The 21,550-nt window shown below is 71.3% G+C and carries 19 protein-coding genes and 1 pseudogene; 6 read left to right on the top strand and 14 right to left on the bottom strand.

Annotated features, from left to right (window positions below):
* Positions 1-90 precede the first annotated feature (90 nt).
* From BLT25_RS10435 to BLT25_RS10395, 9 genes are all read right to left on the bottom strand, one after another.
* Positions 91-1,197 (bottom strand): NAD(P)-dependent alcohol dehydrogenase, encoded by a 1,107-nt coding sequence (locus BLT25_RS10435; RefSeq protein WP_091045264.1) that lies wholly within the window; start codon positions 1,195-1,197, stop codon positions 91-93.
* A complete protein-coding gene (locus BLT25_RS10430) occupies positions 1,194-2,678 on the bottom strand; it encodes an aldehyde dehydrogenase family protein (RefSeq protein ID WP_091045261.1) in 1,485 nt (494 codons plus the stop codon). The genes BLT25_RS10435 and BLT25_RS10430 overlap by 4 nt, the downstream gene beginning before the upstream one ends.
* Position 2,679: 1 nt before the next feature.
* On the bottom strand, positions 2,680-4,269 hold the full coding sequence (locus BLT25_RS10425) for an FAD-binding oxidoreductase (RefSeq protein ID WP_091045259.1): 1,590 nt from the start codon (positions 4,267-4,269) through the stop codon (positions 2,680-2,682).
* A gap of 107 nt (positions 4,270-4,376) precedes the next feature.
* Complete coding sequence (locus BLT25_RS10420; protein ID WP_091045256.1) at positions 4,377-5,378, bottom strand: AraC family transcriptional regulator; 1,002 nt, start codon at positions 5,376-5,378, stop codon at positions 4,377-4,379.
* A 16-nt stretch (positions 5,379-5,394) separates the two neighbouring features.
* Positions 5,395-6,288 carry a 4-hydroxyphenyl-beta-ketoacyl-CoA hydrolase gene (couO, locus tag BLT25_RS10415; protein WP_091045254.1) on the bottom strand — a complete coding sequence of 298 codons (894 nt, stop codon included), beginning with the start codon at positions 6,286-6,288 and terminating at the stop codon, positions 5,395-5,397.
* Entirely contained in the window at positions 6,285-7,805 is a 1,521-nt protein-coding gene (locus BLT25_RS10410; protein WP_091045251.1) for an acyl-CoA synthetase, read from the bottom strand. The genes couO and BLT25_RS10410 overlap by 4 nt, the downstream gene beginning before the upstream one ends.
* Before the next feature lie 25 nt (positions 7,806-7,830).
* A complete protein-coding gene (locus BLT25_RS10405) occupies positions 7,831-8,790 on the bottom strand; it encodes a 3-hydroxyacyl-CoA dehydrogenase NAD-binding domain-containing protein (RefSeq protein WP_091045250.1) in 960 nt (319 codons plus the stop codon).
* Positions 8,787-10,760 carry an acetoacetate--CoA ligase gene (locus BLT25_RS10400; protein WP_218131300.1) on the bottom strand — a complete coding sequence of 658 codons (1,974 nt, stop codon included), beginning with the start codon at positions 10,758-10,760 and terminating at the stop codon, positions 8,787-8,789. The genes BLT25_RS10405 and BLT25_RS10400 overlap by 4 nt, the downstream gene beginning before the upstream one ends.
* Complete coding sequence (locus BLT25_RS10395; protein WP_091045248.1) at positions 10,757-11,521, bottom strand: crotonase/enoyl-CoA hydratase family protein; 765 nt, start codon at positions 11,519-11,521, stop codon at positions 10,757-10,759. Before BLT25_RS10395 ends, BLT25_RS10400 begins: the two co-directional genes overlap by 4 nt.
* 79 nt (positions 11,522-11,600) lie before the next feature.
* Between BLT25_RS10395 and BLT25_RS10390 the strand changes: the two genes are divergently transcribed.
* The 5 genes from BLT25_RS10390 to BLT25_RS10370 are packed head-to-tail and all read left to right on the top strand — an operon-like array spanning position 11,601 to position 16,021.
* Positions 11,601-12,020 carry a MarR family winged helix-turn-helix transcriptional regulator gene (locus tag BLT25_RS10390; RefSeq protein WP_091045245.1) on the top strand — a complete coding sequence of 140 codons (420 nt, stop codon included), beginning with the start codon at positions 11,601-11,603 and terminating at the stop codon, positions 12,018-12,020.
* Positions 12,021-12,068: 48 nt separating this feature from the next.
* Positions 12,069-13,094 (top strand): ABC transporter substrate-binding protein, encoded by a 1,026-nt coding sequence (locus BLT25_RS10385; protein WP_091045242.1) that lies wholly within the window; start codon positions 12,069-12,071, stop codon positions 13,092-13,094.
* 7 nt (positions 13,095-13,101) lie between these two features.
* On the top strand, positions 13,102-14,151 hold the full coding sequence (locus BLT25_RS10380) for a FecCD family ABC transporter permease (RefSeq protein ID WP_091045239.1): 1,050 nt from the start codon (positions 13,102-13,104) through the stop codon (positions 14,149-14,151).
* The gene (locus BLT25_RS10375) at positions 14,148-15,206 is read left to right on the top strand and encodes a FecCD family ABC transporter permease (RefSeq protein WP_091045238.1); all 1,059 of its coding nucleotides are present in this window, start codon (positions 14,148-14,150) and stop codon (positions 15,204-15,206) included. The genes BLT25_RS10380 and BLT25_RS10375 overlap by 4 nt, the downstream gene beginning before the upstream one ends.
* Positions 15,203-16,021 (top strand): ABC transporter ATP-binding protein, encoded by an 819-nt coding sequence (locus BLT25_RS10370; protein WP_091045235.1) that lies wholly within the window; start codon positions 15,203-15,205, stop codon positions 16,019-16,021. Before BLT25_RS10375 ends, BLT25_RS10370 begins: the two co-directional genes overlap by 4 nt.
* A gap of 24 nt (positions 16,022-16,045) precedes the next feature.
* On the opposite strand, the gene aztD is transcribed toward BLT25_RS10370, so the two are convergent.
* Genes aztD through aztB form a run of 4 tightly spaced genes read right to left on the bottom strand, consistent with a single transcriptional unit; the run spans position 16,046 to position 20,217 of the window.
* Positions 16,046-17,227: a zinc metallochaperone AztD gene (aztD, locus tag BLT25_RS10365; RefSeq protein WP_091045233.1), complete on the bottom strand. Its 1,182-nt coding sequence runs from the start codon at positions 17,225-17,227 to the stop codon at positions 16,046-16,048.
* 10 nt (positions 17,228-17,237) lie between these two features.
* Positions 17,238-18,155 (bottom strand): zinc ABC transporter substrate-binding protein AztC, encoded by a 918-nt coding sequence (gene aztC / locus BLT25_RS10360; RefSeq protein ID WP_091045230.1) that lies wholly within the window; start codon positions 18,153-18,155, stop codon positions 17,238-17,240.
* Positions 18,152-19,369, bottom strand: a complete 1,218-nt coding sequence (locus BLT25_RS10355) for an ABC transporter (protein ID WP_091045229.1) — start codon at positions 19,367-19,369, stop codon at positions 18,152-18,154. Before BLT25_RS10355 ends, aztC begins: the two co-directional genes overlap by 4 nt.
* Positions 19,330-20,217, bottom strand: a complete 888-nt coding sequence (aztB, locus tag BLT25_RS10350; RefSeq protein WP_091045227.1) for a zinc ABC transporter permease AztB — start codon at positions 20,215-20,217, stop codon at positions 19,330-19,332. Before aztB ends, BLT25_RS10355 begins: the two co-directional genes overlap by 40 nt.
* A 55-nt stretch (positions 20,218-20,272) precedes the next feature.
* Here aztB and aztA point away from each other — a divergent pair, with 55 nt between their 5' ends.
* Positions 20,273-20,917: a zinc ABC transporter ATP-binding protein AztA gene (gene aztA, locus BLT25_RS30350; protein ID WP_091045226.1), complete on the top strand. Its 645-nt coding sequence runs from the start codon at positions 20,273-20,275 to the stop codon at positions 20,915-20,917.
* Between the two features lie 39 nt (positions 20,918-20,956).
* Here the strand turns inward: aztA and BLT25_RS30345 are convergent.
* Positions 20,957-21,460: pseudogene (locus tag BLT25_RS30345) on the bottom strand (EamA family transporter); the annotation flags it as partial.
* Positions 21,461-21,550: the final 90 nt, after the last annotated feature.

Genomic DNA, 21,550 nt, shown 5'->3' with positions numbered 1-21,550 from the left:
GGGGGCTCCATTCAGGATTCCTGTTTATCAGGATTCCTGTCAATTCTGGGTGACGCACGTCACGCCTGTCAAGAAGCCCCCACGACCGGACTAGAAGGTGAGCACAGGTTTCACCGTGGCTCCCGAGACCATGTCCGCGACGGCCGTCTGGATCTCCTCGAACGGGTAGCGCCGGACCAACCGGTCCAGCGGCATCCGCCCGTCGGCGACCAGTCGCGCGAGCGCGGGGATCAGCGTGCGGGTCTCGGCGTCGCCGAGGGTCAGCCCCGTCACCCGCTTGCCGGGCAGCATCGCGTTCACGTCGAGGCCCACCTCGGTGCCGAACGGCGGTGCGCCGACGATGACCGCGGTGCCCCGGGCTCGCAGGGCGTCGACGCCCTGGCGGAGCACGCCGGTGTTGCCGGTCGTCTCCACGACGCCGTCCGCGCCACCTCCGGTCAGCTCCGTCAGCGCCGAGGCCAGGTCATCGACCCGACCGGCGTCGATGACGTCGGTCGCCCCCAGCTCGCGCGCCAGCTCGAGCCGCTCGGTCACCCGGTCCACCGCGATGATCCGGGTGGCCGGGGCGAGGCGCGCGGCCATCACCGCGGACAGCCCGACCGCACCCGCGCCGAGGACCACCACCGAGGACCCCGGGCGCGGGGCCAGCACGTTCCAGACCGCACCGACGCCGGTCTGCACGCCGCACCCGAGCGGGGCGAGCAGGGACAGGTCCACCCCGGGATCGACGCGTACGGCGCTGCGCTCGTCGACGACCGCGAGCCGGGAGAAGGAGGACTGTCCGAAGAAGTGGCCGCCGATCGCCTTCCCGCCCCTGCTCACCGGTGAGGTGCCGTCCATGCGTGCACCTCCGATGAGGTTGGCCGGCAGCCAGACGTCGCAGTACGCCGGATGGCCGTCACGGCACTGGGCGCAGGTCCCGCAGGAACTGAACGACAGCAGCACCTGGTCGCCCGGCGCGAGGCCGCGCACTCCGGACCCGACCTCCTCGACGACACCGGCACCCTCGTGCCCGAGCACGCCCGGGAGCGGGAACGGCAGTCCGCCGCTCGCCACGCCGAGGTCGGTGTGGCACAGCCCGGCGGCGACCATCCGGACCAGGATCTCGTCGGGACGGAGCGTGTCGAGCTCGACGTCTCCGATGGTGAACGGGGCGCCGGCGGACTCGACCACCGCCGCCTGGGTCGTGGTGCTCATGATGTCTCCTGGGTGGTGGGCGGAAGCGAGATGACGACTGATCGGACCTTCGTGTACGACTCCAGCGACTCCGGGCCGTACTCGCGGCCGAAGCCGGACTGCTTGACGCCGCCGAACGGCACCGCGGGGTCGAGCATCGCCCAGTCGTTGACCCAGACGATCCCGGCGTCGAGCCGGCCGGCGACCCGGTGCGCGCGGGCGAGATCCCGGGTGTGCAGCCCGGCCGCCAGCCCGTACGCCGTGGAGTTGGCGAGTGCCACGGCCTCGTCCTCGTCCGCGAACGACTGCACCGTGAGGACGGGCCCGAAGACCTCCTCGTTGACGACGCGTGAGTCCGCGGGCAGCCCGGTGATCACCGTCGGCGCGTAGTAGAACCCGTCGGCGAGATCGCCCCCGAGCTCCGGGCGGGCGCCGCCGGTGACGATCTGGCCACCCTCCTGGCGGGCCAGGGCGACGTACTCCTCGACCTTCTTGCGGTGCTGGTCGCCGGCCATCGGGCCGATGACGGTCGCCGGGTCGCGCGGATCGCCGAGGGGTACGCCGGGGACCGCCTGTCGCAGGGCGTCCACGACGACGTCGTGGACCTCCGCGGCGACGAGCAGCCGCGGCCCGGCCATGCAGAACTGACCGGTGTTGAACACGAAGGCCTTGATGACGGCGCCCACGGCGCCCTCGATGTCGGCGTCGGCGAAGACCAGGTGCGCACCGTTCCCGCCGAGCTCCATCGTGACGGGCTTCAGGTGCTCGCCCGCGACGCTCGCCGCCCGGCGACCGATGGCCGTCGACCCGGTGAACGCGATCTTGTCGACCCCGGGGTGCCGCAGCAGGGGGTCGCCCGCCTCCGGGCCGGTCCCGGTCACCACGTTGAGAACCCCGTCGGGAACCCCGGCGTCGACCAGCAGCCGAGCCATGAACAGGGCGCTCAGCGGGGTGTCGTCGGCCGGCTTGTGCACGACGGTGTTGCCCGCCGCGAGCGCGGCCGCGATCTTGCTGCTCGACAGGATGAGCGGGAAGTTGAACGGTGTGATCGCGCCGACCACACCCAGCGGCTCGCGGCGCGTGTAGGCGAGCGCGGCCATGGGGGTGTCCCGTACGGCCCCGTCGAGGGTCTGCGCGAGCGCCGCGCAGTACTCGTACTGCTGGGCCGCGGTCTCGACATCGACGTGTCGTGCCAGGGTCACCGGCTTGCCGACGTCGCGACTCTCGACCTCGACCAGCTCGTCGGCCCGCTCCCGGATCAGCGCCGCGACCCGGTGCAGGATCCGGCCCCGGTCACGACCGCTCATCCGCGGCCACGGGCCCTCATCGAAGGCGCGCCGTGCTGCCGCCACGGCGGTGTCGATGTCGGTCGCGTCACCGAGCGGAACGGTCGTCAGCGGCTTCCCGGTGCTCGGGTCGACGATGTCCATCCGGCGCTCGGACGCCGAGGCGGTCGCCCGGCCGTCGATGAAGAGCTGCTGGTCCTCGTACGTCGCGGGCATCTCAGAGCCCCCTGCCGCGGTACTTCGCCGGCCAGACGCCCGACTTGCCCGGAGCGATCACGCCGTTGGGGTCGAGTGCGTCCTTGATGGACTCGTGGAACTTCAGGAGCGCGCCGTCGTTCCAGTCGAAGGTCGCCATCACGTCGTCCATGAGCGCGTTGTGGGTGCGGTACTCGCCGTAGCCCTCGGCGGCCGCCTCCTTGATCAGCAGCCGGGTCAGGTCGAGCGTCTCCTGGCGTGCGTCGGCGTCATGGGTGTCGTAGAGGAAGAGGCAGATGTGGTGCATCTCCCGCAGCCCGATGATGAACTGCGCGGCGTAGTCCTTCACGTACTCGTCGGCGCGGGCCTTGACCATCGCCGCCTGCCGCATCGCGTCCCTGCCCTCGGGAGCCGACACCGGGGAGAACCCGATGTGGCCGCCGTGCGGGACGAAGTCGAGGACCGCGAGCTCGTCGAGGCTCGGCCGCCCGTTGTTGATCTTGTGCCGGTCGTGGAGCACGTGGGCGCCACGGTCGGCGGGGTCGTTGCGGTCCTCGTGGGTGAAGAACCTCGCCCCGGGGATCTGGAGGAAGGCCTCCTTGATCATGCTCAGATACATCTCGATCATCGGCGGCGGGCCGTAGACCGTGCCGTAGAAGTTCCAGTAGCCGAGGTCGAGCTCGGACTTCATCCGCTCGATGGCCTCGGCGGGCAGCGGCCCCTCACCGTCGTACCACTCGCTGCGCTGCGAGACGGCGGCCGCGTCCAGGATGATGTTGCGGATGACCGGAACGTTCTGGATCGGCGCCATGTTGATCCGCAGCGGGAGCATGGTGTCGACGATCTGCTCGAGGTCCGACTCGTTCTCGAACGTGATCAGGTAGGTCGCCGAGGCCGGCGGCCGCTGCATCAGCGCGATGCCCATCTTGGTGACGACACCGAGGTTGCTCTGGGTGAACAGCCCGTCCGGGAAGGGCCCGAAGCCGTACGGGAACAGCTGCCAGGTGTTGCTGTCCGGCACCGCTCCCATCCCGGTGCGCATCACCTCGCCCTGCGGCAGCACGACCTCGAGCCCGGTCTGCCACATCAGGTGGTCGCCGTACGGCGTGTAGCCCACGCCCCGGTCGAGGGTGTTGCCCACGACGCTGCCCCAGCCGAGGTCGGGGCAGTCCAGCATCAGGCTGGGGGCGTGCTCCTCGAGGTACTCGTAGAGATCGAAGTACGTCACCCCCGGCTCGACCAGGGCATAGCCGTACTTCTCGTTGACCTCCAGGATCCGGTTCATCCGGGCGCCGGTGTTCACGACGACGGATCCGGCGAGCCGTGGCGAGGCGCCGCCGTAGCCGTTGTTCTTGCCGGTCGAGATCGGCATCAGCGGGATGCCGTGCTCGTTGGCGATCCGGACCACCGCCTGGACCTGCTCGACGTCGGCCGGGGAGACGACGGCCGAGGGAGCCTGGCCGAAGCCTTCGCCGACCGGGTAGGGGTCGGCGTACGTCGCGAGCTCGGCGGGGTCGGAGATCACCCACTTCTCCCCCACGACCGCCGCGAAGGCGTCGAGTGCGCGGGCGAAGTCCTGTTCGGAGACGTCGGGTGGCAGTGTGCGGGACATCGAGTCCTCCTGGTCGGTGTGACGGCTGTCACTACGACGCTAAAGAGGTCCCGGACCCGCGGAAATGCGCGAGACGAACGGCCCTGTTCGCTATGCGAACCGTCGGATCAGAGCGTCCGGCGCAACGTCTGGGACGGCGTCTCGCCGTACGCCTCCCGATACTGGGCCGCGAACCTCCCGAGGCTGAAGAACCCCCAGCCGGCGGCCACGGTGGCCACCGTGGTGGTCTCGGCGTCGCTCGCGAGGAGCGCGTCGCGAACGCGTCCCAGCCGCACCTGCCGGAGGAAGCCGCTGGGGCTCTTCTGGAGGTGTCGGGCGAAGCCCTGCTGGAGCGCACGCACGCAGAGCCCGGCGTGATCGGCCACGTCGGTGACCCCGATCGGCTCGGCGGCGTGCTCCTCGATATACGCGACCGCCGCGCGGATGGCCGCGGGACCACCGGCGGGCGCCGGGCTCCGCAGCTCCTCGGCGTAATTGTGCTCGTGGGCGTAGAGCAGACCGGTGATGACGCTCTGGGCGAGCGAGGCGGCGACCGGCGACGCGTCGAAGACCGAGCCGCCCGTGCCCGGAAGCCCACCCGCCCGGACGTCGGGCACCTGGTCGATGAGGATGCGGACCAGCTGCCACAGCTCCTGGCCAGGCCCGTGGTCCAGCGCCAGCCCCGGAGCCATCTCGAGCGGTGCTCGCAGCGGATGCCCCAGGAGTCGCTCGAGCGTGTCCTCGACGGCGAACCGGTCCATCTTCACCGCCAGCACGTCCTCGCCCCCGCCCCAACCCTCCAGACGGGTGGGCCGGTGCGGGCTGTGCACGGCCGCCATGGCCGGCGTCGCGGTCACCCTGTCCTGACCGTAGGTGGTGCGGATCGCGCCCTTGCTCGGGGCGTTGAGCTGGTAGCCGTCGCCGAGCGGCCCGGTATCGATCCGCACCGTGGACTCGTAGGAGAGCATGCCGACCTTGAGGGGGCCGAAGGTGCGTACGTTCAGATGCACGCAGAACGGGTCACCGCGGTGGGTGACGCTGACGTCGTGCGGGTAGAAGACCTCGCCGCCGAGCGAACGCGCCTCGTCGATGTCGGTGAGGTCCGCGGAGATGGTGCTCGAGTTCGACATCGTGTCCTCCTGGTGGTCAGGATCCCAGTCCGAGCAGCCGGATCGCGTTCTCCTTCAACAGCAGCGGCCGGACCTCGTCCTTGATCTCGAGCTTCTCCAGGTCGCTGAACCAACGATCGGGGGTGATCACGGGGAAGTCGGAGCCGAACAGCACCTTACGCCGCAGCGGACCGTTGAGCTGCTTGACCAGCTGCGGTGGGAAGTACTTCGGCGACCAGCCGGACAGGTCGATGTGGACGTTGGCCTTGTGGGTCGCGATCGAGATCTGCACGTCGACCCAGGGGACGGCGGGGTGCGCCATCACGATCTGCAGGTCCGGGAAGTCGGCGGCCACGTCGTCGAGGAGCAGCGGGTCGGAGTAGCGCAGCCGGATCCCGCGACCGCCGGGAAGGCCGGCGCCGATCCCGGTCTGGCCGGTGTGGAAGAGCGCGACCACGCCGAGCTCCTCCAGGGTCGCCCACAGCGGGCGGAGCTCGGGGTCGGCCGGTGAGAAGGCCTGCAGGCCGGGATGGAACTTGAAGCCGCGTACGCCGTAGTCCTCGGCGAGACGACGGGCCTGCTTCACGGCGGCCTCACCCTTGCGGGGGTCGACGGAGCCGAACGGGATCAGCACATCGGCGTGCTCGGTCGCGCGCTCGGCGATCTCCTCGCTCGACAGCGGCGGATGATCGAGGCCGGTCGAGGCGTCGACGGTGAAGATCACCGCCGCCATGTCGCGCTCGCGGTAGTAGGCGGCGAGGTCCTCGACGGTCGGGGTGCGCGGGTGGTCGCCGCGGAAGTAGGCCGCCGAGGCGTCCATCAGCTCCTGGTCGAGCGAGAAGTGACCGTGATGGTCGGCTTCGACGTGGGTGTGCATGTCGAGGGCTCGGATCGCGTCGGTGTCGATGCGGGGCTCGTAGGGCATGGTCATGCTCCTTCCGGGGTGCCGTACAGCTCGCGGACCCGGGACTTCAGCAGCTTCCCGGAGGCGTTGTGCGGGATCTCGTCGACGAAGACGACGGACTTGGGGATCTTGTAGCGGGCGAGCCGTCCGTCGAGGTGGTCGAGGAGGTCGGACTCGGTGAGGACGGAGTCGGGGCGGCGTACGACGACGGCGCGGCCGACCTCTCCCCAGCGCTCGTCGGGGACGCCGATGACGGCGGCCTCGGCGACGCCTGGATGGGTGTAGAGCGCCTGCTCGACCTCTGCCGGGAAGACGTTCTCGCCGCCACTGATGAACATGTCCTTGACCCGGTCGACCACATAGAGGAAGCCGTCGTCGTCGAGCACCGCGACATCGCCCGTACGCAGCCAGGGCCCGTCGAAGGCAGCCTCCGTCGCGGCTCCGTTGTGCCAGTAGCCGGGGGTCACGTTGGGACCGCTGACGTGCACCTCGCCGGCCCGGCCCGGGGCCGCCTCCTCGCCGCCGGGGGCGACCATGCGGACGTCGGTGAAGAAGCAGGGGGTGCCGGCCGAGCCGAGCTTGTCGAGGCCGTCGCCGGCACGGAGCATGGTCGTTCCCGGGGACGCCTCGGTCAGGCCGTAGCCCTGGATGATGTGCAGGCCGCGGCTCTGCCAGGTGTCGAGGAGCGTGCGCGGGATCGGCGCGCCGCCGCTCAGGGCCGAGCGGAGGCTGTCGAGGTCGGCGGTCGCCCAGGTCGGCTCCTGGGCGAGCGCCTGGTACATCGAGGTGACGCCGAAGAGCAGGGTGACCCGCTCGCGCTCGATGGTGGCGATCGCCGCGGCCGGGTCGAAGCGGGCCGCGATGAGGGAGGTGCCGCCCTTGAGGAAGGTCGGGAGCAGCACCTGGTTGAGCGCGGCGGTGTGGAACAGCGGGGCGGTGACCAGGGCGATCTCGTCGGAGCGTACGTCGACGTCGACGAGCAGGTTGAACGCGTTCCAGGCGATGTTTCCGTGCGTCAACATCACGCCCTTGGGGCGGCCGCTGGTGCCCGAGGTGTACTGGATCATGAAGACGTCGTCCAGCCCGACCTCGACGTCGATCCGCTCCTCGCCGGGCACCGCGAGCCTGTCGAGCCCGTGACCGCCGGCGGCGGTGAACCGGTGGCTCGGCAGCCCGAGGGCCGCGACCGGCTCGGCGGAGACCGCCGCGTCGAAGTCATCCGCATGGACCAGCAGCGCCGGCTCGGCATCGGTGAGGATCCAGGCCAGCTCGGGCGGCGCCAGCCTGGTGTTGAGCGGCAGGAAGACCGCCCCCAGCCGGGCGGTGGCGAAGAGCGTCACCACGAGCTCGATCGAGTTCAGGCCCAGAAACGCGACCCTGTCCCCCGGAGCCACTCCGCGGGCACGGAGCCCGTGGGCGACCGCCTCGACGAGGCGGTCGACCTCGGCGTACGTCACCACCGCGTCGTCCTGCACGAACGCTCGCGCGCCAGGGGTCATCCGGGCTCGCCGGGCGGGCCACGATCCGATGCCGCTGTCCAACATGTCGATCCTCGTTCGTCTCGTGGGCTCAGCCGAGCCCGAGGTCGGTCTTGATCTCCAGCAGTCGCCGCAGCGCCTGGTCACGGCGCCCGACGAGGTCCTCGGTGGAGGTGCCGTCGAGCTCCTCGTCGACCCCGTCGACCAGCTTCCGGATCAGATCTTCGGTCAGGGCGGGATGGCCCAGGTCGTCCCACCAGTCGACCATCGGCGGGCCGAGGTGCTCCAGCACGTGGCCCAGTCCGCCGGGGCCGCCGGAGAGATGCTGGGTCGCGAAGGGTCCGAGCAGGGACCAGCGCAGCCCCGGGCCGTCCGCGATCGCGGTGTCGATGTCGGCGACGGAGACGATGCCCTGGTCGACGAGGTGGTACGCCTCGCGCCACAGCGCCGCCTGGAGCCGGTTGGCCACGTGCCCGGGAACCTCGCGACGGATGTGGATGGGACGTTTGCCCAGGTGGCGCAGGGTCTCCAGAGCGGCCTCGACCGCCTGCTCCGAGGTCGCCGATCCGCCCACGACCTCGACCAGCGGCACCAGGTGCGGCGGGTTGAACGGGTGCGCCACGAGCACCCGCTCCGGGTGGTGGGTGCAGGCGTCCTGGAACGTGCTCGGCATCAGGCCCGAGGAGCTGCTGGTCAGCAGTACGTCACCCGGGGCCGCCGCGTCGAGCGCGGCGAAGATCTCACGCTTGACGTCGAGGCGCTCGGGTCCGCTCTCGAGCACCAGGTCGGCGGCCGCGCCGACCTCCTCGAGACTTTCGGCGAACCGGAGCGCGCCGGCGGACCGTGTTGGTCTCGACACGCTCGGCCGCAGGCGGCCTCGCGGCTCGACCGACGGGTGGGAGGCCTGCTCACGCAGGCGCTCCTCGGCGCCATCGGCGGGGTCCCAGGCGACCACGTCCAGCCCGTGCTCGAGCCCGAGCACCACCCAGCTGACCCCGATCGCGCCGGTGCCGACGACCCCGAGCGTGCGTACGTTCTCGCCGCTCCTCATGCGGTCCTCCTGCTCAGCGCGCCGGAGGCCGCCAGCGCGACGAACGGGTCCAGGGACGCCGGGTTCGCGAGCGCGTCGCGGCTGGCGACGTCCTCAATACGGACCCCTTGCAGGATGCGTTTGGCCGGCAGCTCGAGCTTCTTGCCGGTGAGGTTGCGCGGCACCGCGGGCACCTCGATCACCTGGTCGGGGATGTGCCGCGGGGAGAGTGCCGACCGCAGCGCCCGGACGAGGCGGGCGCGGAGCGGGTCGTCGAGGCGGCTGCCCTCGTCGGTGACCACGAAGAGCAGCAGCTCGCCGTTGCCACCGTCGGGGTCCTCGAGGTGGACGACCAGCGAGTCGGCGACCCCGTCCACCTCCTCGGTGACGCGGTAGAACTCGGCGGTGCCGAGGCGTACGCCGCCACGGTTGAGGGTGGCATCGGAGCGGCCGGCGACGTGGCAGCTGCCGTTGTCGTGGAAGAGGATCCAGTCGCCGTGGCGCCACACGCCGGGATAGTGGTCGAAGTAGGCGCTTCGATAGCGGGACCCGTCGTCGTCTCCCCAGAAGCCGAGCGGCATCGAGGGCATCGGCGAGGTGATGACGAGCTCGCCGAGCAGGCCGGTGACCGGGCGGCCGGACTCGTCGTAGGCGTGGGCGTCGACGCCGAGGCAGCGGCCGGAGATCTCGCCGGCGTAGACCGGGAGCAGCGGGTTGTTCTGCACGATGCCGGAGCAGACGTCGGTGCCGCCGCTGCCGACGTTGATCTGCGCGCCAGGGAGCTGGTCCCGAAGCCAGGCGTAGCCCTCCGGCGGGAGCGGCGCTCCGGCCGAGCCGAGGACGCGAACCCGCAGGTCACCGAGGGCGCTGAGGTCGACACCGGCCTTGCGACAGGCCATCACGAACCCCGGGCTGGCACCCATGATCGTCGCCCCGGTCGAGGCCGCGAGCCGCCACTGCCAGGTCAGGTCGGGATGCATCGGGTTGCCGTCGACCATGACGATCGAGGAGCGGACCAGGAGCGAGGAGACCAGCGCGTTCCACATCATCCAGGCGGTGGTGGAGAACCAGAGCATCCGGTCCCCGGGCCCCATGTCCCACGACAGTGCGTGGTTCTTGAGGTGCTCGAGCAGGATGCCGCCGTGGCCGTGGACGATCGCCTTCGGCCGTCCGGTCGTGCCGGAGGAGAAGAGCACCACCAGCGGGTGGGCGAAGGGAACCGGCTCGAAGGCGAGCTCGGCCCCGTCCTCCGCGCCGAGCAGCGAGGTCCAGGAGAGCGCGTCCTCGACGCGATGCTCGCCGTACTCCACGTCCACGACGTGGCGCACCGACGGCAGCTCGGCCCGGATCTCGGCCACCTGGGCACGCCTGTCGATGTCCTTGGCGCCGTAGCGGTAGCCGCCGGCGACCAGCAGCACGACCGGCTCGATCTGGGCGAAGCGGTCGATCACGCTGCGCGGCCCGAACTCGCTGGCGCAGCTCGCCCAGATCGCCCCCAGGCTGGCGGTGGCGAGGTAGGCGACCAGGGCCTCGGGAATGTTGGGCAGGTAGCCGGCGACGCGGTCGCCGCGGCGTACGCCCAGCCTGACCAGCGCGGCCCGCGCCCGGGCCACCTGGTCGCGCAGATCGCCGAAGGTCAGCTCGACGTCGTCACGCGTCTGCGACCGGCCGAGCACGGCGACGCGCTCCAGATCCGAGTCGGTGCCGAGCGCGTGCTCGGCATAGTTGAGCAGCGCGCCGGGGAACCAGCGCGCCCCTGGCATCTCGCGGGAGGCGAGGACGGTGTCGTACGGAGCGTGCGCCCGCACCTCGAAGAATTCCCACACCGCCGACCAGAAGCCGTCGAGGTCGGTCACCGACCAGCGCCACAGCTCCTCGTGGGTGGTCATCGACAGGTCGCGCTCGCGGGCGAGCCAGCCCAGGAACTCGCCGACCCGGGAGGTGGAGAGCACGTCGGCGGGAGGGGTCCAGACCACGTCACCCTGGTTCACTGGTCCGTCACCTTCCTGGCCCGCCCGGCGAGGAAGTCCTGCATCCGGCCCTTGGCGTCGTCGGTCCCCTGCGCGATCGCGGCCATCAGCGACTCCATCAGGAAGCCGTCACGAGGGTTGGCCTCGGCGATCCGCGGCAGCGCCTGTACGACGGCGAAGTTGGTCTGGGGCGCGTTCTGCGCGATCCGGCCGGCCAGCTCGAGGGCGGTCTTGCGGCCGGTGCCGTCGGCGACGACGTACTGGCTCAGCCCGAGCCCGAGGCCCTCCTCAGCCGAGTAGCGACGGCCGGTCAGCATCATGTCGGCCATCCGGGAGACCCCGATGAGCCGCGGGACGCGCACCGAGGCGCCGCCGCCGACGAAGAGCCCGCGCTGCCCCTCGGGCAGGGCGTAGAAGGTGGACTCCTCCGCGACCCGGATGTGCGCGGCCGCGGCGAGCTCCAGCCCGCCTCCGACCACAGCCCCCTTCAGCGCCGCCACGACCGGGACCGGCCCGAACTCGATCTTCTCGAAGACCCGGTGCCACATCCGCGAGTGGGTGACCCCGGCGAGGGTGTCGCGCTCGGTCATCTCGGACAGGTCGAGCCCGGCGCAGAAGTGGTCACCGTCCGCATCGATGACGACGGCGCGTACGTCCGGCTCGAGGCTGTCGAAGAACCGCTCGATCCCGAGCACCGCCTCGTCGCTGAGCGCGTTCCGCTTCGCGGGTCGGGCCAGGGTCAGCACCGCGATGTCGTCGACGCGCTCTGCTCGCAGGGGCATGGTGAACTCCTCCGTAATTGACAGGAATCCTGATAATCGCAGAAGTAGGCCCGGCTCGCAAGCCTGCTTGAATGACCGCATGACCGATGCACCCCTGCTGCTCTACGTCGTCAAGCAGCTCGAGCTCGCGACCCGAGCCCGCCTCGACGCCGTCCTGAAGGAATCAGGGGTCACCGCCCTGCAGTACACCGCTCTCTCGGTGCTCGAGCGCCGCCCCACGATGAGCGCCGCGGACCTCGCCCGCGCCTCGTTCGTACGCGCCCAGTCCGCCGCCGATCTCATCGGCGCCCTCGAGCGCCGCGGACTCATCGAGCGCCGCATCGACCCCGACAACCGGCGCCGGATGCTGATCAGCCTCACCACCGAGGGCCGCGCCTTCCTCGACGCCTACGACCCTCGCGTCGAAGAGCTCGAGGAGCAGATGCTGGCCGAGCTGGGGCCTGCGGACCGAGAGTCGTTCCGTACGTTCCTCGACACCGCTCGCCGGGCGCTTTCCTAGTCAACGATCCCCACCCCCAACACGGGGAAATTAGGCTAGCCTCACCTCATGAGACCCCACCTCGCCGCAGCCGCAGGCGCTGCCGCTGCCCTGGTCCTGGCGTTGTCCGCCTGCTCCTCCGACATCGCCGACGACGACGGCGCGAAACCGGCATCGGGTGCGTCCTCGGTCCCCGACGGTCCGTGGAGCTTCACCGACGGCTCGGGCGAGGTGGTGAAGACGGACAAGACGCCGACCCGGATCATCGCCCACGCCCCCGCGGCCGCCGCACTGATCTCGTACGGCATCCGCCCGGTCGGCATCTACGGTGACGAGTCGGTCGAGACCGACCCGAACCTGGACGGCGTCGACCTGACCGACATCGAGATCCTCGGTGAGGAGTGGGGCTCGATCGACGTCGCCAAGGCGTCCACGCTGAGCCCGGACCTGATCGTGGCCGACTGGTGGCCGGCCGAGAAGGCACACTCCGGGCTGGAGAACGGCACGAAGGCCAAGAGCAAGAAGCTCGCCGAGCTGGCCCCGGTCGTCGGCCCCTCCCAGGGCGGCTCGATCCTCAACCTGGCCGAAGGCTACGAGGACCTCGCCGAGAGCCTGGGCGCCGACGTCGATGACTCCCAGGGAGCCAAGGACAAGGAGGCCTTCGAGAAGGCCCGCGACGGGTTCATCGCCGAGATGAAGGACAAGGACCTGACCGCGCTGGCGGTCTCCCCCGCCGACGACCTCCTCTACGCCGCTAACCCGGAGTACGCCCCGGAGCTGCTGGACTTCACCGAGTGGGGCCTGCAGGTGGTCACGCCCGACTCGCCCGACCCGGACTTCCCGTACTGGGAGAACCTGAGCTGGGAGAACGCCGACAAGTACCAGCCCGACGTCCTGCTGATCGACAGCCGCACCTTCGTGGACGCCACGAAGACTGCCAAGAGCCAGCCGACCTGGACGTCGATCCGCGCGGCGAAGGAGGGCCAGGTCATCGAGTGGCCGGCCTTCTGGCTGCACACCTACGCCGACTACGCCGACGCCCTGACCAAGCTGACCGCCGACCTGGCCGACGTCGACGACACCATCGGCGACTGACCCGGCGGTGACCGCTTCCGTCGCCACCGCGACACCCACACCAGCACGACGACGGCGGGCCTCCGGGCTCGCCGTCGGCCTGCTGCTGCTCATCGCCCTCGTGCCCGTCCTCGCCTTCCTCAGCGTGACCCTCGGGTCGCGCGACATCGCGCTGAGCGAGGTCCTCGACGCGTTCCGACACTTCACCAGCTCCTCCTCGGTGGAGGACACCGTGACCGTACGTCTGCGGGTCCCCCGGACCGTGCTCGGACTCCTCGCGGGCGCAGCGCTCGGGCTCGCGGGCACGCTCCTGCAGGGGCTCACCCGCAACGCCATCGCCGACCCCGGGATCATGGGGGTCAACGCCGGGGCCGCCTTCGCCGTGGTCGGCTCGATCACCCTGCTCGGGATCAGCTCGCTCGGCTTCCACGTCGTCGCGGCCTTCGCCGGGGCGCTCGCGGCGACCGTGCTCGTCTACGCGGTGGGCTCGCTGGGACGCGACGGGGCGACACCGGTGAAGATGGCCCTCGCCGGGGCCGCGATCACCGCCGGGCTGACCGCGGTGACCACCGGGCTGCTGCTCACCGACCTCGACGCCCAGCAGCAGTACCGCTTCTGGCAGGTCGGCTCGCTGGCCGGCCGCTACGCCCCGATCGTGATTGGCGTGGCTCCGTTCCTGCTGGTCGGCGTCGTCCTGGCGCTGCTGTGCGGACGCTGGCTCAACGCCCTGGCGCTGGGTGACGACGCCGCCCGCGGGCTGGGCGTCTCCCTGACCAGGACCCGGATCCTGTCGTTCCTCGTCGTCGGGCTGCTCTGCGGAGCGGCGACCGCGGCGTGCGGTCCCATCGTCTTCGTCGGTCTGGTGGTGCCCCACGTGGCGCGTTTCCTGTGCGGTCCCGACTATCGCTGGGTCCTGCCCTACTCGATGGTGCTCGGTGCGCTGCTGCTGCTCGGCGCTGACATCCTCGGTCGCGTCCTCGGCGGCACCGGGGAGCTCCAGGTCGGGGTGGTCCTCGGCATCATCGGTGCCCCGTTCTTCGTGCTCCTCGTCCGCTACGCCAGGCTGGCGGACCTATGAGCGTCCTGCCCCAGACCGTCCTGCCCCAGACCGTCGCGGACCTGCGGCGCACACGCCGCAGCCGTCGAGTCCGCGCGGGCGTCGTACCTGTCGTCCTGCTCGTCGTCGCCGCCGTCCTGGCCCTGCTCACGCTCTGCTTCGGCTCGGTCCAGCTCAGCCTCGACCAGGTGCTGGCCTCGCTGCTCCATCTGCGCGACCATGCCGCCGTCGACTTCATCGTGCGCGACCTGACCGGGCCGCAGGTCAAGGCGGCCGTGTGCGTCGGGCTGGCCCTCGGCGCGGCCGGCACGATCTTCCAGCAGCTGCTGCGCAACCCGCTGGCCTCGCCCGACTTCGTCGGCATCTCGGCGGGCGCCAGTGTCGCGGCCGTCGCCGGCATCGCGGTGCCCACCCTCGCCGGGGTGAGCCTCCCCGTGCTGGCCTTCGGCGGCGGCCTGCTGACCGCGATCGCGATGTACGTCCTGGCCTGGCGCGACGGCATCACCGGCTACCGCTTCGTGCTGATCGGGATCGGCACGGCGGCGTTCTGCACCGGCGTCACCGGCTACCTGCTCACCCGCACCTCGCTCACCGAGGCCCGGGCCGCGCTGCACTGGCTGACCGGATCCATCGGGCAGGCCGGCGACGCGGAGAACAACGCACTGCTGATCACCCTCGTCGTGCTCGCACCCCTGGTGCCGCTGCTCCAGCGCATGCTCCGCGCCGTCGAGCTGGGCGACGACACCGCCCGCGGTCTGGGCGTACGCATCGAGGCGACCCGGCTCGCGCTGATCGCGACCGGGGTGCTGCTGACCTCGCTGGCCACCGCAGTCGCCGGACCGATCGCGTTCGTCGCCCTCGTCGCCGGGCCGGTCGCCGACCGGCTGCTCGGCAGCGCCCGCGGCGGCATCGTCGCCGCCGGCGCGGTCGGCGCGATCGTGTGCCTGGTCGCCGACTACGTCGCCATGAACCTGCTGCCGGTCGAGGTCCCGACCGGCGTCGTCACCGGCGCCGTCGGCGCGCCGTACCTGCTGTGGCTCATCGCCACCACCAACCGGAGAGGGATGGGCGGATGACCCAGCCGGAGATCACCCAGCCCGAGACCACCCAGGCGCCGCGGCTCGCGGCGCGCGAGCTGTCGCTCGGCTACGAGGACCGGGTGGTCGTCGACCGGCTCGACCTCGACGTGCTCGACGGGCGGGTGACGGCGATCGTCGGCGCCAACGCCTGCGGTAAGTCGACGCTGATGCGCGGCCTCGCCCGGCTGCTGCGTCCGTCCGCCGGTGAGGTGCTCCTCGACGGGACGCCGATCCTCGACCGCGGCTCCCGCGAGGTCGCCCGGATCCTCGGGCTGCTCCCCCAGACCCCGGTCGCGCCCGACGGGATCACCGTCGGTGACCTGGTCTCGCGCGGACGCCACCCGCACCAGGGCTGGTTCCGCCACTGGAGCGCGCGCGACGAGGAGGCTGTCGCCGAGGCTCTTCTGGCCACCGACACCGGCGCGCTCGTCGACCGTCCGTTGCGCGAGCTGTCCGGGGGCCAGCGGCAGCGGGTCTGGATCGCGATGGCACTCGCCCAGCAGACCGATCTGCTGCTGCTCGACGAGCCGACGACGTACCTCGACATCAGTCACCAGGTCGACCTGCTCCGGCTGCTGCGCACGCTCAACCGGGAGACCGGGCGGACCATCGTCACGGTGTTGCACGACCTCAACCTGGCCTGCCGCTACAGCGACCACCTCGTGGTCATGGCGGACGGCCGGATCCTCGCCGAGGGGCCGCCGGCCGAGGTGGTCACCGCGGAGGTCGTCGAGAAGGCGTTCGGACTGCCGTGCGTCGTCGTGCCCGACCCGGTCGCCGGTACGCCGATGGTGGTTCCGGCGGGCGACTGAGCCGAGCACGACTGGGCACGAGACTCAGCCGACCGCGATCTCGTTCGGCTGCTCGGAGAGCTCGACCGAGGCGGTGACCTCACCGGAGGTGAGGTCGACGGCGTGCACCGTGTTGCTGGCCGGCTCGGTGACGTACGCGATGTCGCCGCTCACCTTGATCGCCGGGTGCGGGTCCTGCCACTCCGCGGGCCCCTCCCAGGGCTTCACGACCGGGAACTCGTCGGTGATCTTGCCGGTCGCGGGGTCCAGGACGTGGATCGAGCCGTCCGTGGCGAGGATGTAGGCCAGGTCCTCCGGCCCGCGGGCCACGTCGCGGAAGGTGTACTCGACACCCTCGGGCAGCGCGACCGGCTTGAAGGTGCTCTTCTCGGTGTCGATGAGCGTGACCATGTCGAGCAGGTAGCCCTCGGCGTCGGGGTCGGTGTTGTAGTCACCGACGATGATCGGGCTGGTCTCCGAGACGTACGCGTTGCCCATCCGGCCGTACGCGTCGGGGGCCTGGAGCTTCTCGAACTCGCCGTCGCGGTAGAGCAGGGCGCCGTCCTCGCAGCCGAAGACCACCGCCTCGTCGGCCGCGGTGCCCTCACCGTGGATGCCGGGGCAGGTGTCGTTGGCGGCGACCTGCTCGAACCCGTCGCCCTGGGGCTCGAGCGCGATCGCTCCCGAGCGGCTCTCCTCGGTGCCGACCGTGGTCAGCAGGGTGCCGTTCTCGAGCACGATCGAGACGCCGTGGTGGGCATCGGGAGCCGTCCAGGTCGTGGTCTCCGGGAGCTTGCCCGCCTCACCCAGGGCGGCGGTCTCGAAGATGGTCGTCTCACCGCTGCCGTCGGCGAAGAGGACCGTGTTGTCGCCGTGGTGGACGACGTGCCCGCCGGTGTCGGCCGCGAAGACCAGGTCGGTCAGCTCGGGGGTCCGGGTGTCGAGCACCTGGAAGCCCTTGGTGGTGGTGACCGCGATGTTGCGGTCGTCGCCGACCGGGTTGACGCGGACGAACTCCTCGGTCTCGAACTCCTCGACGACATCGAGGGACTTCGCGTCCAGGACGGCGATCCCGTTGGTGTAGGTCACCGCGAGGCGGCTGCCCTCCTCGGCCTTCGGGGCCGCCGACTCCTCACCCTCGGCGGTGGAGCCGCACGCCGAGAGCGCCAGCGATACGCCGGCCACCGCCGTGACGGCTCGGAGGGCACGGTTCTGTGGGGTTTGCATGGTGTGCCTTTCAATCGGTGGGCCGTGGTGAGAGCCCGCTGGTGATGCGCTCGGTGTTGGCGCGCATCATGGTGAGATAGGTGTCGGCGCCCTCGCCCTTCTCGGCCAGGGACTCCGTGAACAGCTCGCTGACCTCGACATCCACGCCCGCCTCGTCGGCGAGCACCTGAATGAGGCGGTCCGGCTGGGAGGACTCGGCGAAGATCGTCCGTACGCCGGCCCGCTCGATCGCCTCGGTCAGGTCGCGCAGGTCCGCGGCGCTGGGCGCGGCCAGGGTCGTCCCACCCGGAATGACCGCGCCGACGACGCGGAACCCGAACCTCTCGGCCAGGTAGCCGAAGACGTGGTGGTTGGTGACCAGGCTGCGATGCCCCTCCGGGATGCTCGCGAAGGAGTCGGTCATCTCCTGGTCGAGGCTCTCGAGCTCGGTGCGGTACTCCGCCGCTGCCTGCTCCACGGCCCGCTCGTCGATGCCGTCGATGTCCGTCACCGCCGCTTCGAGGCCGTCGACGACGTCGAGCATCCGCGCCGGGTCGGTCCAGAAGTGCGGATCCGGGGTACCTTCGGCGTCGCCGTCGGAGTAGTCGAGGACATCGATCTGCTCGCCGACGACGTACGTCTCGACGCCGGCGTCGGCCGTCCGGTCGAGGTGGCGCTGGAGGCCCTCCTCGAGCCCGAGCCCGTTGGAGACGATCAGGTCGGCGTCGCGCATCATCGCGGCCTCTCGGGCCGAGATCTCGAAGGAGTGCGGGTCGGCGTTGGGCCGCATCAGGGTGGTGACCCGGGCCGCGTCGCCGACCGTGCTCGCGACGACGTCGCCGAGGATGTTGGTGGTCACCACGATGTGCGGGCGGTCATCGCTGTCGGCTGCTCTGGCGCAGCCGGTGAGTGCCATCGCGACGGCCACGGTCCCGACGAGGCGCCTCATCGGCCTGTCTCCGTGAAGAACACCGGAGCGGTGGGCGTCTCGAGCGTCCTCGCGATCCGTGCCTGGTCGGCGTAGTCGATCTCGTGGACGACCTCTTCGGCCGGCACGTTGAGGTAGGCCCGCTCCTGGTCCACGACCAGGTCCACCCCTGGCGCCGTGGCGTCGGTCAGCGGCTCGGTGACGGCGAGCTGCTTGCCGTTCTCGGCGGCGAAGACACGTACTCGGCCGGTGGTGTCGAGGGCGAGGACGTGCCCGTCCTCGTCGTCGGCGGCGACCACCTGACGCAGCCGTACGCCGGCGTCGAGGTGGCTCCAGCTCTGCTCGCGGGTGTCGAGGAGCCAGATCCCGGTCCTGCCCGAGAGCGCCGCGACCGTCGGCCGGTTCTTGCGACCCTCGAACCTCATGGCCCTGGGCTCCGTGGTGCCCTCCGGGTAGTCGATCCGTTCGACCTCGAGCTCGCCGTCGGACTCGGTGGCCAGCACCGCACCGTCGGCGCAGCCGACGACCACGCCGACCTTGGTGGTGATGGTGCCGCTCGCCCGGGCACAGGGGATCTGCTCCCCGACCGCGTCGCCGTCGGCGTCGTGATGACGCAGCCCGGTGACCGCGCCGCCCTGGGCGACCGTCACCAGAGCCCCGTCGCCGACGGGCGCGACCAGACCCTCGTGGGGCTCGCCCTCCACCCGGAAAAGCTCGCCTACCTCGCCGTCGGCGAGGGCCTCGTTGTCGAGCAGGACCGCCTCGCCGCTGCCCGCGAAGAAGACCCCGGTCGCCCCGGCCGTCGACAGCGGTCCGGTCGCGACCGTCGCCGCACCCTTCCCAGCGACCGTGCCGAGCAGCGTCGGCTCGCTCCGGTAGTAGTGGAAGTGGTCGCCGTGGTCCCAGGTCCACATCCCGCTGTCGACGATCTCCACGCCGTCGGCGGTGGTCGCGAAGAGGTAGCGACCGTCGGAGTCGACCGCGCTCGGCTCGCTGACCCGCCCGACCTCGGCCGAGTTCCCCTCGAGGAGGTCGAGCTGGGCGACGGTTCCGGTGCCGTCGATCGTGGTCAGGTGCAGCTGCGGCTCGGCGACCTCCTGCGCGCCCTCGACGGCGCCGTGGTCCTTCCCGGAGCCCGGGTCGGCGTCCGCGTCGTCAGCCGGGGCGGCGGTGCCGCATCCGGTGGCGACCAGCGTCAGCACTGTGACGATACCGGCGAGTGTCCTGCGGTGCATGGGGTCCTTTCGGAGGTGGGGGACGGACGTCGAAGCAGACCGACGGCGCTGCGGAGCAGCCCCGAGGTGACCGCGGTGAGGACGGCCGCACAGGCGATGGACGCTCCGGCGGCGGTGCTCGCGTACCAGGACGCGGTCAGGCCGATGAAGACCGCGACGGCGCCGAGCGCGGCGGCGCAGGCCATGGTCGTGGGGATCCGCGTGGTCCATTGCCCCGCAGCCACCGCCGGCGCGAGGAGCAGCGCGATCACGAGCAGCGAGCCGACCGCCTGGTAGGAGGCGACCACGGCGAGGGTCACCAGGCCGACGAGCATCACCTGCGCGAGCTGCGGCCGCAGGCCCAACGTACGGGCGATGCGGGGGTCGAAGGCCGCAGCGACGAACGCGCGGTGGAAGCCGACCGCGATCGCCAGGGTGACCACCAGCGCGATCGCGAGGACGGCGAGGTCGTCGGGCCCGAGGGCGAGTACGTCGCCGAACAGCATCGCAGTCGCGTCCGTGGCGAAGCTGCGGGAGTGGGAGATGATGATGACGCCGAGCGAGAGCATCGCCACGAACAGCAGCCCGATGCTGGTGTCGTACGTCAGCCGGCCGCGGCGCTGGAGCGCTCCGATCGTCGCGCTCATCACGATCGCGCTCACCGCGCCGCCGACCATGACCGGAGCGCCGAGGACCGTCGCGAGGGCGACGCCGGGGAGCATCCCGTGCCCGATCGCCTCGCCGAGGAAGGCCATCCCGCGGATCACGACCCAGGTGCCCACGACCCCGCAGATGGCCGCCACCAGGACGCCGCCGGCCAGCGCCTGCAGCATGAAGTCGGTCCGGAACGGCTCGGTGATCGATGACACGGAGCGGGACTCTAGCGCTTAATGAGAATGGTTACCAATTGCTATAGTGGCGCGCATGCTCCCGCTCGCCTCGACCGACTCCCCGTCCCTCGCCGCCCACGGCCTCTGCTTCGGCTACGCCGGCGAGGACGTGCTCCACGACATCAGCGCACGGTTCTCGCCCGGCACGGTGACCGCCGTCGCCGGTGCGAACGGGTCGGGAAAGTCGACCTTCGTCGAGCTCCTCGCGGGCGTACGCAACCCCCGGCGCGGCAGGGTCAGCCGCCAGGGGCGGCTCGCCCTGGTCGTGCAGCGACCCTCGACGCCGGACGCGCTGCCGGTGACCGTTCGTGACGTCGTCGCGATCGGGACCTGGGGCCGCCGGGCCCGCCGGGCCCGGTGGGCCGACCGGCAGGCCGCGATCGCCGAGGCGATCGAGCGCGTCGGACTGACCGGCCTCGAGCAGCGTACGTTCGGCGAGCTCTCCGGCGGACAGCGCCAGCGTGCGCTACTGGCTCAGGGCATCGTCCAGCGCACCGAGATCCTGCTCCTCGACGAGCCGGCCGCGGGGCTCGACGCCGCCAGCCGGCAGCGCACCCGCGAGATCCTCGCCGAGGAGGCCGCCCGCGGCGCCACGATCGTCTGCGTCACCCACGACGAGGAGAGCATCGCCGCCGCCGGCCACTTCATCCGGCTCGATGCCGGTCGCATCGTCGACTGAGTCCGGAGCGGCCCCGGCCCGGTTGTAGGTGGCCACCCCGGCCACGATCAGGGCGAGGGCCACAGCGAGGCCGAGGCCGATGCGCTCACCGAAGATCGGAACCGCGAGGACGGCCGTCAGCACCGGGCTCACCGCACCCCCGACCGAGGCCGGGCCGCCACCCAGGGCCTTGACGGCGAAGGCGTAGCAGAGAGTCGATCCCAGGCCGGTCCCGATGCCCTGGAGCACCGTAAGGACCACGAGGTCGCCGAGTTCGGCGGTGCCCGCGAGCAGGTGCGACGGCATCGCACCGGAGCCAGCCAGGATGAGCAGCGCCAGGCTCGAGACGACGCAGACGGTCAGCACCATCTGCAACAGCGTCAGGCTCGTACGCTGCAGCCCCGTCGTGAACACCGCCCACGCGAAACCTCCGACGAGGAGCAGGCCGACCCCGCCCAAGGACGCTCCGCCACCGACGAGGACCCCGCTGACCCCGACCCCGGCGGTGATGAGCCCCAGGGCGAGCACCCGCCGGGCCGGGATCAGGGTCCGGCCGCGCGCCATCGCGAGCAGCGTGACGAAGAGCGGCACCGTGCCCGGGACCAGCATCCCGGTGAGCGCCGCACTGGTCAGTTGGGCCCCGAACGCGAAGAC

Source organism: Nocardioides sp. YR527 (assembly GCF_900101045.1).
Lineage (GTDB): Bacteria > Actinomycetota > Actinomycetes > Propionibacteriales > Nocardioidaceae > Nocardioides.
The sequence above is the reverse complement of the archived record's forward strand: the minus strand, read 5'-3'. Positions and strand labels throughout refer to the sequence as shown.